General features: G+C 43.6%; 7 protein-coding genes and 1 pseudogene. 3 read left to right on the top strand and 5 right to left on the bottom strand.

Annotated features, from left to right (window positions below; all coding sequences use genetic code 11):
- Positions 1–7 precede the first annotated feature (7 nt).
- From ACHLI0_RS15505 to ACHLI0_RS15490, 4 genes and pseudogenes are all read right to left on the bottom strand, one after another.
- On the bottom strand, positions 8–2,173 hold the full coding sequence (locus tag ACHLI0_RS15505) for a hypothetical protein (protein WP_490749607.1): 2,166 nt from the start codon (positions 2,171–2,173) through the stop codon (positions 8–10).
- Between the two features lie 56 nt (positions 2,174–2,229).
- A complete protein-coding gene (locus tag ACHLI0_RS15500; protein ID WP_490749606.1) occupies positions 2,230–3,492 on the bottom strand; it encodes a glycoside hydrolase family 76 protein in 1,263 nt (420 codons plus the stop codon).
- A 216-nt stretch (positions 3,493–3,708) separates the two neighbouring features.
- Entirely contained in the window at positions 3,709–4,638 is a 930-nt protein-coding gene (locus ACHLI0_RS15495) for a family 43 glycosylhydrolase (RefSeq protein ID WP_490750162.1), read from the bottom strand.
- Positions 4,636–5,619: pseudogene (locus ACHLI0_RS15490) on the bottom strand (glycoside hydrolase family 43 protein); the annotation flags it as partial. The gene ACHLI0_RS15495 and the pseudogene ACHLI0_RS15490, both read right to left, overlap by 3 nt.
- Positions 5,620–5,785: 166 nt before the next feature.
- Here ACHLI0_RS15490 and ACHLI0_RS15485 point away from each other — a divergent pair.
- Entirely contained in the window at positions 5,786–6,898 is a 1,113-nt protein-coding gene (locus ACHLI0_RS15485; RefSeq protein WP_490749605.1) for a glycoside hydrolase family 43 protein, read from the top strand.
- Here ACHLI0_RS15485 and ACHLI0_RS15480 read toward each other — a convergent pair.
- Positions 6,895–9,843, bottom strand: coding sequence for a glycosyl hydrolase 115 family protein (locus ACHLI0_RS15480; protein WP_490749604.1), 2,949 nt, complete (start codon positions 9,841–9,843; stop codon positions 6,895–6,897). The genes ACHLI0_RS15485 and ACHLI0_RS15480 overlap by 4 nt on opposite strands.
- Positions 9,844–10,137: 294 nt before the next feature.
- Here ACHLI0_RS15480 and ACHLI0_RS15475 point away from each other — a divergent pair, with 294 nt between their 5' ends.
- Together ACHLI0_RS15475 and ACHLI0_RS15470 are read left to right on the top strand one after the other, a co-directional pair.
- A complete protein-coding gene (locus tag ACHLI0_RS15475; protein WP_055220793.1) occupies positions 10,138–11,952 on the top strand; it encodes a glycoside hydrolase family 2 protein in 1,815 nt (604 codons plus the stop codon).
- Between the two features lie 13 nt (positions 11,953–11,965).
- On the top strand, positions 11,966–14,479 hold the full coding sequence (locus ACHLI0_RS15470) for a glutaminase domain-containing protein (RefSeq protein WP_061473632.1): 2,514 nt from the start codon (positions 11,966–11,968) through the stop codon (positions 14,477–14,479).

Here is a 14,479-nt window from a genome sequence, read left to right as displayed (position 1 = left end):
TATCTATTTACCATTCTATTGACACATTCACACCGGCAGGATCGTTCTCGAAACTCAACAGAAGAGTTTTTGATGATTCGTCCCATTCCGGTTGTTCCTCTTTTCCATTCACACGTATTTTCTCTGGTTTACGAGGCAAGAGGACTCTTGATACATTCGTTGTATTTATCGGGCTTTTAGCTACAAAAGAGTAACTTTGTTTACTGACTTTCTCATCATAGATACGAGAAGCTCCACAGAGTACTTTTGCTTTTATTTTATTGGATACTTTATTCAGATCATAAAGATACCCCTGTTCACCCGGTTGGATTTGTTTGGAAGTCAGTACCGGCAGGTCTTTGTCGAACAGGTCGATATATAATCCGGATAACGTCAGTGGCTCTTTGGAAACGCTTTCGTCCATGACAGCAGCAATGGTATATGGACCACGTTCTACAATGAAGCTGTTCTTGGTTTCTATCTCTATCCCTTGCTTTTTCTGATAAGCGGATGCGATCGTTTCAAAATATTTCTGATCGTTTCCGGCTTTCAAAACAAAATGTTTGGGGTCTTCACGCATCACAATCACCGTTCCTTTACCATAGCGGTAAGTTCCTTCACCCGGATTACGGGACAGATTCATCTTCTCGAACAGGTGTTCCGAAGGCGCTTTATATTCATTTCCTTCTGTATTCCACCATTCCAGTACCGTTTGATAAGGGTCGATATCTTCTCCACAATAAATAAGTATTCCGCCCTTTTTCACCCAATCAGCCAGATAGTTGTGATATTCCGGTTTCATCGGTTTCATGTTTGAATAAGACATGACAAGTATGTGGAGTCCTTTGAATGTTTCTTTGAAAGGAGTATTTTCCATATGTACCAGTTCTACTGGAATACCACGTTTCAACAGAGGCAAAGTTTGTCCGTAGAAACTAGAAAATTGCGGATCATCGTAACCGTTATGATTAGGAAAACGTTGAAACATTAGTGAGTTTGCCATCAGTACGCCGATGCCCTGTGTACCTGTAATCTTTTTATCGGAAGTACGGATATCATTCAGTGTATTAATCATTGTCTGCATCTGGGTGGAGTAAGAACGGGGAATGCGTTCTTTCTGATCCGTTCCCGCTATCCGGTACAGTCCCTGATAGATACGGTCCGGCCAGGGCATTACTTCGTAGGTATCTACCATAGGATACATCAACTGTGCTGCAAAAGTGGCCTGATAGTTGATTTTATAGTCCAGCCAGTCTTTCGCACGGTCTTCGATCGGGTCTGTCAGGAAATACATTTTCCGGTTCAGCGGTGCAGTCATCGACTTCATACACCCGTATTCCAGAAACGCATTCTCGAATACACGTTCTTTCTGCACGCCGTTATAGAAATTCGGTTCGCGGGCAGTCCCTGTCCATACCTGGGCAATGTAGCCGTCTACACAATCCAATGAAGCCAGGCTGGCTTCCGGACTTACAATCTGCCAGGAAGTATAATTAATCAAAGAATGCGTCGGCACATAACATTTGATGTCCAGTCCTTTCGATTTTCCGTATTCTTTGGCATAAGTGAATATCTTATCCAGCGCATTATAGTACAGATGATATTTCAGTTTGTTGGAAAGGTATGTGTTTTCGGGAGATTCGTGCTGAGCTCGCCAGGGGAAATTATAATATTTCTGCCATTCGGATTTAAAAGCTTCGCTATATCCGCCACGCATCCAGAACTCCGGTTCTTCCAGATATATGGATGTTATCCCGGCGTCAATCACCCGTTTGATCTGTGTTTCCTGCACATAGCGGATAAAACTTTCGGTAGGTACGATATAAGGGATCAGATGACCATGAGCTATTTCATTTCCATTACGGTCGCGCTGTCCTTCTTTCAGATGCCCGTCTACTCCATCCCACTTCCCCAGAAAGTAGTCCTTGTAGTCTCCCCAGGCAACTCCGGTCATAAATTCCGTCAGATAACCTTTGTCTCTCCATGACTGAATGCGTTGTTCAAAAGTTACTCCGGGCTTATCCAGTGTACCATATACCATCGTGGCATCAGCACGTACGTCTGTTTCAGGTTTCCAGGGTTCAGCAGTCTGAAACGTGGTCTTTGCTTCTTTGCTTTTTCCTTTTTGCGCATAAGTAGCATGATTGCAGGCAAGAAGCAAGCCGAGAGCAATCAGCAAATGTTTATTGTTCATGATATTCAGGTGTATTTTCATTTCTATATCTGGTCGTTACCCCGTTTCTCTTCGGATTATTTTTCTGCCGGAAACAGAAGCATCAATGCCGGTATACCGGAAGCCGAGTAGCTGTCTATCTCAGCACCGGCCGGTAATACTTTCTCATATTCTCCACCACATACATTACGTGTCTTATCCCTGTTTGCCCAACCGGATTCGATATTACGTTTCAGGAACGGGATATATTGTGTTTGTCCGCAGTCGTATACCAGCATAGCTATGTATTCTGCAAAAATAGCCGTATAGATACCTTGCTCGATTCCTCTTTCAAAGGGCAGCAGGTTATGCTTCGCAGACATTTCATTGACTGTATAGTCTGCTGCAAGGATTGCATTATCCAGGTAGTGTTTTTCTTTAGTCGCCTTGTAAAGCAATACGGAAGCACCGATAAAAGTAGCTTGATTATATACATGTGCTTTCCAGGCTGGATTACCGTTGCCATGACGACTATCGGCTATCCGGCCCGTCTTCTTGTCCAACAGGTTTTCTACTCCCCATTCATAAATCTCTTTGCCTTTAGCCAAATACTGTTCTCTTGTCTGATACTTAGGTGATTCTTCGGTTGATTCTTTTCTCTTCTTCGGAACATTATTGTATAGTGTAAGTGCTGCTACCACGGTAGGGAAATTGATACAAGCCATCTTTCCGTCACCCGGTCTGTTCGGCTTGGGATTATGGATCGGCTGCCATTGCCAGAACATCCCTCCGTTCTCTTTGTCATATGATCCTGTATCGCCTACTTTCTTAGAACCGTACCATACACGGCTGAAGCTCTCTTCAGACAGTTTCAGGTATTCATCCACACCAAAGAGTTCGTATGCACGTGCCAAAGAGATCGTCCACCACATGATATCATCATAGATAAACCATCCGGTGTTTTCATTATTATTATCAAAATCAAAGTGACAATATTGGGCTTTATTTCCAGCGAATATCTTTTCGCAGAGCTCTTTGTAATAGGCTCTTTTCTTTTTATCTTTCTGAGCCTTCGCCAGTTTATAGGCGTTCATTGACATATCCCAGTAAATAGGCTGGCACCAGATAGCCGCTGCGCCATGACCACGGTCTACCGCCTGTTCATAGGATGAAGTTGTCTTATAGATATATTTATCCGGGTCGAGCAGCGTATTATTAAATCCTTCGTATGCCGCCCATACATCTTCATTGGTGTAAGACCCTGTCTTCTGGTTCGTTTTTTCTGAGCTATCAGCCGCCCATACAGTAGTAGTTGATATCGCCAGCAGTAAAGCTACCGCCAAAAGAATTTTGCTTTTCATGATAGTTGATAAGTTTTAATATTTTTCCTGTTACAAAGATTGCAGAAATAGACGAAAAAGAACGATAATCTCTATTCAATAAAGAACAAATACAGACCAAAACGCCCTTTTAAAGTATCAGATAACAGCGTATATATATAAATTCCCCTTACCCGGCGTACCGGATAAGGGGAATTTATATACAATATCTCCGTATATTTTAGATTATCATTCTGATCAGAATTTTGGAGCGACAGCCTCCAAAGAAGGCTCAGCACCTTTCACAAATGGCCAGCCACCTTTCCATTGTACACGATCCATCATCAATACACGACCCTCGGGATTAGCAACACTTACCGCATGATAGAACATCCAATCGTTTCCTTTCTTATCTGTCACCAGTTCTGAATTATGCCCCGGACCGACAAATGCTTTATTCTTCTGAATCAATATCTCATGATGATTATCCGACATTGAACGCCCTTTCTTGTCAACATAAGGGCCGAACAGATTTTTCGAACGCCCCACGACTGTAGTATATGTGCTCTTCAAGCCTTCACAGCAACGACCGATGGAAGCAAACAAATAATAATAGCCACCCCGTTTATGAATATACGTACCTTCATAAGCAGTACCGGCTATTTGCTCTATTGGAGCACCTTTCTTCAAAGAGAGACCATCTTCTGTCAGTTCCGTACCATATATTCCGTGGAAGCTCCCCCAAAAAAGGTATTTCTTTCCATTATCTTCAATATAAAAAGGATCAATGCAATTCTGTATATTGATTTCATTGCTCCGGAATAACTTACCCAAATCAGTAAATGGTCCTTCCGGCTTATCAGCAGTAGCAATACCAATACCACATGTCCACTCACCTCCCCAAGTGGACATAGAATAATACATTACGTATTTATCACCGATTTTATTAATATCCGGTGCCCATATTCTCCCTTTAGGTTCGAAGTTTGGACGGGTAACATCTGTAAAAGCAGTACCTACATAATACCAGTTTACCAAGTCTCTTGATCGATGAATAGGTACATTTTTAATACTTTCAGTTGCGTATAGATAGTAATATTCATCGTCTCCTTTTATAATAGTAGGATCGGGCAAACTAAAGTTTATTACAGGATTAGCATATGTTTTAGCACGAACAGGTGTTGCCAAAGGGCTAGCTCCTACTCCTTCAAAAGTCATACGGACAGGCTCTATTTTTCCGTCTTTATTAAAATACATACGGTCTATACAAGTTGCACGGCTGTTCGCTGCAGTTTCGCCCAACGGACGACGGTGATAAATGATATACCATTCATCTGCTCCGGGACCTTTAACTACCGAATGATGACCAGCACCGGTTGCTATATTAGTATCTTGCTGCAGAATTTTTCCGACTCTTTCAAACGGACCGAACGGTGAATCCGCAATGGCATAGGCTACACTATAATCCGGACCTCCCCAGCCACCTTCCGACCACATAAAATAATATTTTCCATTATGTTTCAGCATAAACGGCCCTTCCACATAATTTTGGGGAGTCACTTCCTTATAGATAGTACCATCCTCAAAAGGTACAATACTCAATAAATCCGGTGCCATCTTCACCATATTACAATGTCCCCAACCACCATAATACATATAATATTGTCCATCATCATCCTTAAATACAAACTGATCAATCGGCTGAGCACCATTTACTATTTTATCAATCAACGGTTTTCCCAACGCATCTTTAAAAGGTCCTGCAGGGTTGTCCGCTACAGCAACGCCAATTCCGCCTAACTCATTATTATTTTGGATATCATTGGCTCCGAAAAAAATGTAGTACTTATCGTTCGCATGTATGACAGCCGGTGCCCACAAAGCACGACGAAGCCAACTGATATTTTCTTTTTCCAGTATTCTCGGATGCTTGGTCCAGTTCACCAGATCTTTTGATGAGAAAGCATCCATGAATATCTGATCATCGTAAGCGGCAGAATAGGTAGGATAAATCCAGTATTCATCTCCAAACACAATCCCCTCCGGATCGGCATACCAACCAGGGAAAATAGGATTACCACTCGTTTTCGGAAGCTTACTTTTGTTTTGGGCAAATATAGATACAGAACAGCAAATTACACAGAAAAGAAAAAGATGTCTAAGTTTCATATATTATTTATTTAAAAGTTCACTTCGCAAAGATGAGAAAAAACAAAGAAAAGTTTCAGAAATTACAGTTCATTTAACAACAAAAACTGACCATTCTACTTCCATTTGCATGATTTATCAATATTTTATGCTTACTTTGCATTGTCATTATCAAATGAGAAGTACCATGAGAAGCAGATTGTTTTTATTATCCATTATCTTATTAATCGGTGTCTCTTGCCAGCATAAGAAGGCTACAACAGAAAAAGAAACTGTAGCCTCTGGAGATACCTATACGAACCCGTTACTTGAACGTGGAGCAGAGCCATGGGCTATTTTTCATGAAGGCAAATATTATTATACACAAGGCTCAGAAAACAGAGTCATACTTTGGGAAACCGATGATATAACAGACCTCTCACATGCTACTCAAAAAGATGTATGGATACCCACCGACCCCAGCAACTCCTATCATCTGTGGGCACCCGAAATTCATCGTATAAATAACAAATGGTATATTTACTTTGCCGCAGACGACGGCAATATGGATAATCACCAGATTTATGTTGTCGAGAATGAAGCCGCTAACCCCATGGAAGGAACATTTGTGATGAAAGGACGCATACAGACAGATAAAGACAACAACTGGGCAATCCATGCCAGCACCTTTGAACATGATGGCCAACGCTATATGATATGGTGCGGCTGGCAAAAACGAAGGATAGACAGTGAAACCCAATGTATCTACATCGCTACTATGGAAAATCCATGGACACTATCTTCTGACAGGATTCTCATCTCCAAACCTGAATACGAATGGGAATGCCAATGGGTAAATCCGGATGGCAGCAAAACAGCCTATCCGATACATGTAAACGAAGCACCCCAATATTTTGAATCGAAGAATAAAGACAAAGCATGCATTTTCTATTCAGCCAGTGGTAGCTGGACTCCTTATTATTGTGTCGGATTACTGACTGCAGACGCAAAAGCCAACTTACTCGATCCGGCTTCCTGGAAGAAGTCTCCGGTTCCGGTACTACAGCAAGACCCAGAAAATAATGTATACGGTCCCGGCGGAATATCTTTCACTCCGTCTCCGGATGGGAAAGAATGGTATATGCTATATCATGCCCGCCAGATACCGAATGACGCTCCTGGCGCATCCGATTCCCGTTCTCCCCGTTTACAGAAGATAGACTGGGACAAAGACGGAATGCCCGTGCTGGGAACTCCTCAGAAAGAGGAGGAACCAATGGCAAGACCATCCGGTTCCCCTATTCATAAAAAACAGAACTAATTACAGATTGTACTCTGAGGACCGAGATAAGAACGCTTCATTCCTCCCAAGTCAATGACAATCTTTTGAATAACGACGCCCGGATCACCACAGCGTATCTGCAAAGTGTGCTTACCGGGCTTCTTTACATATAAAGTGGACTTATTCACTCTGCAATTCTTCAATACGCTATCATACCAGATTTGAGAATATTCGATAGCCGAAGTGGAAGGAGTAGAAATGGAACCATCATCTATACGGACACTATACTTTGTATCCGAGTTAGTATGTTCCGGCAATTTGTAGTCCCGCTCAGCATGCAAGGGAAATGTCGGCAAAACATACGTATATACATCATAAATCCCGGCATTAAATGTATAGAAATCATATTCCACTCTGGGGACATCACCTGCACGATACATTTGTAAGGGAGCTGTCGGATTCCCCAACTGCAAAGAGCGCCCCTCAAAACCAAGTCCCGGAAGGATACTCATCCGAATGTCATTACTCTCAAACTTCCGGTGGAAATCGGCTGCCGGAATAGAAATGTAACCATTCTCCTCTACATACAACCCTTGTACTTCTGTGCGTGCAGGAGACTCAGGATTGAATACAGAAACCAGTACAGTCTCCTTCTGGGTGCCGGAAGTTATATCAATTTGCCCTTTCACCTTTTCTCCTGCCGGCACTTTATCCCAGTCAACAGATATATAGATACGGTTTTCCGCAGACGTCTTACCACTTTTCTGAGAGATTAGTATCCAGTCTTCCGAAGGCGTGATGCTCCAGCTTAGTTCTCCGGTCCCCTGATTATATATATCTATCCAATGACTTTTACGTGAATAAGTGCTGTAGGCGGGCAATGTATGAAAACTCATTCCTCCTTTATCCAAATTTTCGCTTTCTGCCTGAAGCCCTAGCTTAGGAGCGCCAACAGGTGTGTATTCCTCTTCCATCAATGGGATCATGAAATAGGAACTTGTACCATCATAGTTCTGTTTTAAAGACATCATGTGCTTCCATTTTCCATCCAGCAGAGAGTTGTATCCATCGGTTATGATTTCGAGACTATCATGATAGCATTTCACCTGAGCCTTAAGCTGATTGGCTGCAGCACGTTGCTGACGGACATACTGACGGTAAAACTGTCCTTTGATGGTCATATGATTCATCAGTTCGGCCCCTTTCACCGGATAGTATAATAATTGATAGAAAGCCGGTTTACTCTTTTCGTCCAATGAAGCTAACAAGTCCTCCGTTTTTTTCCCAATACGGCTATACTCAGTCAAGCGTCTTTCCGCTTCATTATAGTTAGCAAAAGAGAACTCCGTATCCGTACGTTTCTCTCCGCCTCCCCAATAGTTATTCCAATATCCCCAGCCCATGTACTCCGGCTTTCTGGAAAAAGCCAGATTTATATGAGAACAAGTAATATCTTCCAATGTATCGTAGTACTCCTCACCAAACATCTTTGCCAGCCAACGTGCCGGATAAGTGGCAACATTATCCGCATTGAAGCTGTCTATATCATAAGCCATATCGAGGAAAAGGGAGATTTGTGTTTCAGCCCCTTTCAAATCTCCGCAATTCGCCAGCCAGACACGATCGGCAGTGGTATCATACGCCTTGCGAAGTTCTTCATACATCAATGCCGGAGGGGTAGTACTATACCACAAATAGCTATGAGGAACCCCCAAATAAGATATATGATAGTAAACGCCTGCACGTCCGGAACGCTTTTGTTCATGCGGACCACTCAAACGTTTCATATAACCGAAATTATCATCCGCCCAAATAATTGTAACATCATCCGGCAATTCCAGTCCGTTCGAATAGATTTCCAGCACTTCCTTATAAGGCGTAAATGCCTGTGGGATTGTTTCAACAGGTTTGTCGATATGCCGGGCAATGATATCTCTCTGAGCATTCAGTGCACTTTCCAGCATTTTAACCTTTTCCCGCATCGGCACATCTCCGCCACCCATAGCTGCATCATGCAAGCCTCTTAAAGCCAGCGTATATACATTTTCATAGGCACAGTTTTCCTTCACACGGCTACTCAATACCTCGTTGATCTTATCTTTGTTCTTGTTATAATCCCATGGCCCCATCGTCTTGCTATCCCATTCGCTGGCTGTGTTCAACAATAACGGTTCGCAGTGACTGGACCCCATAACAATGGCAAAGGTATCAGCTACCAGTTTATTTTCCGGTATCTTATAAAATGCGGTAGAAACGGGATGCATGGCCGGTGCCAGATGATTGGCTTTCAGTCGCAGCAACAGTTCGCATATTTTGGCATAGGTACGAGGACCGATATTTCCTCTTTCTTTCTCGAATGTCTTGGCAGCCCAAGGTTTCAGTCCCCAGTCTTCGTCATTTAGGAAAATCCCCCTGTACTTCACCGAAGGAGTCTTGGACAGAGTGGCGGGAGCATCGACATAAAGCGTCTTATGTTTTTTCACCGGAACATCAGCCCACCAGTACCAAGGAGACACTCCCATCATTTCCGAAAGAGAGAAAAGTCCGTACGCAGCTCCCCGCCTGTCGCTTCCCGCTACTACCAGCGCTTTGCTGACTCCGGGGAATGGACGGGAAACCGTCTGAATCAGAAATCGTTCCCATGCCCCTTCCAAAGAAGAGATATCTAGCTTGCCCTTCTCAGCTAACTGGCGGATCAGCCGATTTTTCTCAACTGTACCCACAATAATAATCTCTTTGTCGCCTTTCAGTTTGTCCGTCAGCCGTAATTGTTGTCCGGTCACTGAGTCGACGTCCGAAACAAAAAGCTCCGCAGTCTTACGTACCACCAAATAGTCATCAGTATCATAAACTACTACAGCTTTCGCTTTCGAAGTAACTAAGGGAAAAGCATACTTACTCTGAATAGCATTCTCTTTAATGACTACCTGCGACTGTAGGGCAGAAGTAACCGACAATACTACTAATAAAAAAAGGATTCTCATTGATAAAGTTTATTATAGTTGTTTTTCAGTTTATTTACTACTATCCGCGGAAACATACGATTGTTCTCCCTCCAAAAGTCATAATTATCTCCGGTAATATAAGCTACTTATTATTCAATTAAGGACAAAAAATAACCATTATCGCATAAAAAACTGTCATTCACTATAAAATGACGAGCATTTTTCATTTATTGAACAGCAAATTTCCTTCATTCTTCTCTGATTGGCTTTTCTTTGCAATATTCCTTTTATGAATATTAATTCTTCTATTTAATACATATAAAGATAATTACCATGAAAAAGAATTTTCTAGCAGTGCTATTCGCATTGGCTCTTTGTAGCCCGACATTCGCTCAATGGAAGCCCGCCGGTGATAAGATAAAGACTCCGTGGGGTGAGCAGTTGAATCCTAAAAACGTATTACCGGAATACCCACGCCCCATTATGGAACGCCAGGATTGGAAGAATCTGAATGGTAGCTGGAATTATGCGATTACTAAAAAAGGAGAACCGGCACCAAACAATTACCAAGGAGAGATTTTAGTACCTTTTGCAGTCGAATCTTCCCTGTCAGGAGTAGGTAAAACCGTTAACGAGCACCAAGAATTATGGTATCAACGTACTTTTGATGTACCGTCAGCCTGGAAAGGCAAACAAATACTACTGCACTTCGGAGCTGTGGACTGGAAAGCCGATGTATGGGTAAACGACGTAAAAGTAGGACAACATACAGGAGGCTTCACTCCATTCTACTTTGATATCACTTCCGCATTGAATAAAGGCAATAACCAGTTGGTTGTGAAAGTGTGGGACCCCTCTGACCGTGGCGAACAGCCGAGAGGAAAGCAAGTAGAAAGACCGGAAGGAATCTGGTATACACCAGTCACAGGTATCTGGCAGACTGTATGGCTGGAACCGGTAGCTGCCCAGCATATCGCCCATCTGAAAACGACTCCGGATATCGACAAGAAGACTGTCAAAGTGGAAGTAGCTACCAACGTATGTTCTCCGGACAAAGTGGAAGTGAAAGTATTCGACGGCAAAAATCTCGTAGCCAAAGGAGCAGCGCTCAATGGCGTACCGGTAGAATTAACAATGCCGGAAGACGTTAAATTATGGACACCCGAATCTCCTTCACTTTATGATATGGAAGTCACTCTTTATAAAGACGGTAAAGCTATAGACCAAGTGAAGAGTTACACCGCTCTCCGCAAATTCTCAACTCATAAAGACAAGAATGGCATTACACGCCTGCAACTCAACAACAAAGACTATTTCCAGTTTGGTCCGCTCGACCAGGGATGGTGGCCGGACGGTTTATACACAGCGCCAACAGACGAAGCATTGGTATATGACTTGAAGAAGATCAAAGACTTCGGCTACAACATGGTGCGCAAACACGTAAAAGTAGAACCGGCACGTTGGTATACTTATTGCGACCAACTCGGACTGATCGTATGGCAAGATATGCCGAACGGTGGCCGCGGTCCTGCCGAATGGCAAATGCACAAGTACTATGACGGCGCAGACGCCATCCGTTCCGCAGCATCAGAAGCTAACTATCGCAAAGAATGGAAAGAAATTATCGACTACCTGTATTCTTATCCGAGCATCGGCGTATGGGTACCTTTCAACGAAGCATGGGGACAATTCAAGACTCCTGAAATCACTAAATGGACGAAAGAATACGACCCCAGCCGTCTGGTAAACCCTGCCAGTGGAGGTAACCACTACACTTGCGGTGATATTCTCGACCTTCATAACTATCCCGGACCGAACCTCTATCTCTACGATCCGATACGCGCTACCGTACTGGGCGAATATGGCGGTATAGGTATGGCACTGAAAGGACATCTGTGGCTGGCAGACAAGAACTGGGGCTACGTGAAGTTCAACACACCGGAAGAAGTAACTAATGAATACATAAAATACGCAGACCATTTATTGGAACTGATCGAGAAAGGCTTCTCGGCTGCCGTATACACACAAATCACAGATGTGGAAGAAGAAGTGAACGGTCTGGTTACTTACGACCGGAAAGTGATCAAAGTAGACGAGCCTAAAATCAAAGCCATCAACCAGAAAATTTGTAACTCGCTAAATAAATAAAAGTTTCATATTAATGAATAAACTATTCTCTACAATCATGTCAGTTTGCCTCGCATGCAATGTGCAGGCAACTGACCTGTTTAAAACGAGTCAGGATATCGCTTTGCGCGCGCCGTCCGTACCTCTGATCACTTCCGATACTTATCTCGCTATCTGGTCTCCCTACAACGAACTGAACGAAGGGAACACCGAACACTGGACAGCCGCCACCCATCCTTTACTGGGTGCGCTTCGGGTAGACGGGAAAGTATATCGTTTCATGGGCAAGGACAAGCTAAATCTCGAAACAATCCTTCCGATGACAAACACCGAACGTTGGGAAGCAAAGTTCACCATGAGCCAACCGGCAGCCAACTGGATACAGCCCCAGTTCGATGATTCCGGATGGACCAAGGGCAAAGCCGCTTTCGGCACCAAAGACATGAAACGCATCGGTACAGAGTGGAACACCGAAGACATCTGGGTACGCCGTAGTTTCAACCTCGATCAAGACCTGACAAACGACATTATCTACTTACGTTATTCACACGACGATGTATTCGAACTCTATCTGAACGGAGAAAAACTGGTGGCAACCGACTATTCATGGAATGACGATGTTACCATCGAACTATCCGCATCAGCTAAAGCCAAGCTCCGTAAAGGAACAAACATTATTGCAGCACACTGTCACAACACAACCGGCGGAGCATACGTTGATTTCGGCCTGTTCCGTGAAAACAAACAGCTCAGCAACTTCAAGGAAGCTGCTATCCAGAAGTCTGTCGATGTATTACCGACACAGACCTACTATACATTCACCTGCGGTCCGGTAGAACTGGACCTCGTATTCACAGCACCTCTGCTGATGGAAGATCTTGATCTTATCTCGACTCCCATCAACTACATCTCCTATCGGGTACGTTCACTCGACAAGAAACAACATGATGTGCAAGTGTATATCGAAACAACCCCGCAACTTGCCGTACACGAACCGTCACAACCAACCATCTCAGAAAAGGTCAGCAAAAACGGAATGGATTACCTCAAGGCAGGTACCATCGACCAGCCTTACGTAAAACGTAAAGGAGACGGTGTACGCATCGACTGGGGATATGCTTATCTGGGAAGCAACAGCGCACCCAACAAGGACTTAAGCATAGGTAACTACTATGACATGAAGCAAGCCTTCATCACCAATGGCAAACTATTACCCAACTCCCAGGATTTCATTACCCGCAGCGAAAGCGACATGCCCGCTATGGCTTATACCGAAAACTTAGGCAAGGTAGACAATCAAGGGAAAAGCGGATATGTGATGTTAGGCTACGACGATATCTACTCGATCGAATATTTCTACGAACGCCGCATGGCATACTGGAAACACAACGGTCAAGTCAGCATCTTTGATGCTTTCGAACGTGCGCAGGCTTCTTATCCCTCATTGATGAAACGTTGCCGTGCCTTCGACCAACAACTGATGGCTGATGCAGAAAAAGCCGGAGGCAGGAAATATGCCGAATTACTCGCACTGACTTACCGCCACTCCATTACCGCCCATAAACTCCTTACCGACAAGGAAGGCAACCTGCTTTTCTTATCCAAAGAGAACCATAGTAACGGCTGCATCAACACAGTAGACCTAACTTATCCATCCGCTCCACTATACCTTATTTACAATACGGAACTGATGAAGGGAATGCTCAACTCTATCTTCTACTACAGCGAAAGCGGACGCTGGAACAAGCCTTACCCCGCTCATGACTTAGGAACTTATCCAATAGCCAACGGGCAACTTTATGGTGAAGATATGCCTATCGAAGAAGCCGGAAACATGATTCTGGTAACTACAGCCATCTCTATGATGGAAGGCAATGCCAACTATGCTTCCAAATACTGGGAAACATTATCAACATGGGCAAACTATCTGATTGAGAACGGTCTGGACCCTGAAAACCAACTTTGTACAGATGACTTTGCCGGACATCTGGCACACAATGCCAATCTTTCCGCCAAAGCGATCATGGCAATCGCCGGATACGGAGAAATGGCACGTATGCTGGGCAAAGAAACGACCGCGAACAAATACATCGAAACCGCCAAAAGACTGGCGATAGAATGGGAGAAGATGGCATTTGACGGCGATCACTACAAACTGGCATTTGACAAACCGGGAACGTGGAGTCAGAAATACAATCTGATATGGGACAAAGTGTTTAACATGAACATTTTCCCGCAGAAAGTATTTGATACGGAAATTCCTTTCTATCTGACCAAGCAAAATAAATATGGTTTGCTATTGGACTCCCGCGCACAATATACCAAATCCGACTGGGTACTATGGAGTGCCTGTATGTCTCCAGACGATGCTACGTTCCAAAAGTTCATCGACCCGATCTATACTTATGCGAACGAAACAACTTCCCGTGTGCCTATCAGCGACTGGCATGATACGAATACAGGAAAGATGATGAATTTCAAGGCACGTTCCGTAGTAGGTGGCTACTACATGAAGCTACTGATGGAAAAAGTCAAAGAACAGAAATAA

The organism is Bacteroides sp. RCH18, from assembly GCF_058231005.1.
Note: the sequence above shows the minus strand (reverse complement) of the source record. Positions and strands in the feature narration are given on the sequence as shown.

Coding starts and splice junctions, on each gene's coding strand:
- ACHLI0_RS15480 (WP_490749604.1), bottom strand. CDS start 9,843: ATGAGAATCCTTTTTTTATTAGTAGTATTGTCGGTTACTTCTGCCCTA.
- ACHLI0_RS15475 (WP_055220793.1), top strand. CDS start 10,138: ATGAAAAAGAATTTTCTAGCAGTGCTATTCGCATTGGCTCTTTGTAGC.
- ACHLI0_RS15485 (WP_490749605.1), top strand. CDS start 5,786: ATGAGAAGCAGATTGTTTTTATTATCCATTATCTTATTAATCGGTGTC.
- ACHLI0_RS15500 (WP_490749606.1), bottom strand. CDS start 3,492: ATGAAAAGCAAAATTCTTTTGGCGGTAGCTTTACTGCTGGCGATATCA.
- ACHLI0_RS15505 (WP_490749607.1), bottom strand. CDS start 2,173: ATGAACAATAAACATTTGCTGATTGCTCTCGGCTTGCTTCTTGCCTGC.
- ACHLI0_RS15470 (WP_061473632.1), top strand. CDS start 11,966: ATGAATAAACTATTCTCTACAATCATGTCAGTTTGCCTCGCATGCAAT.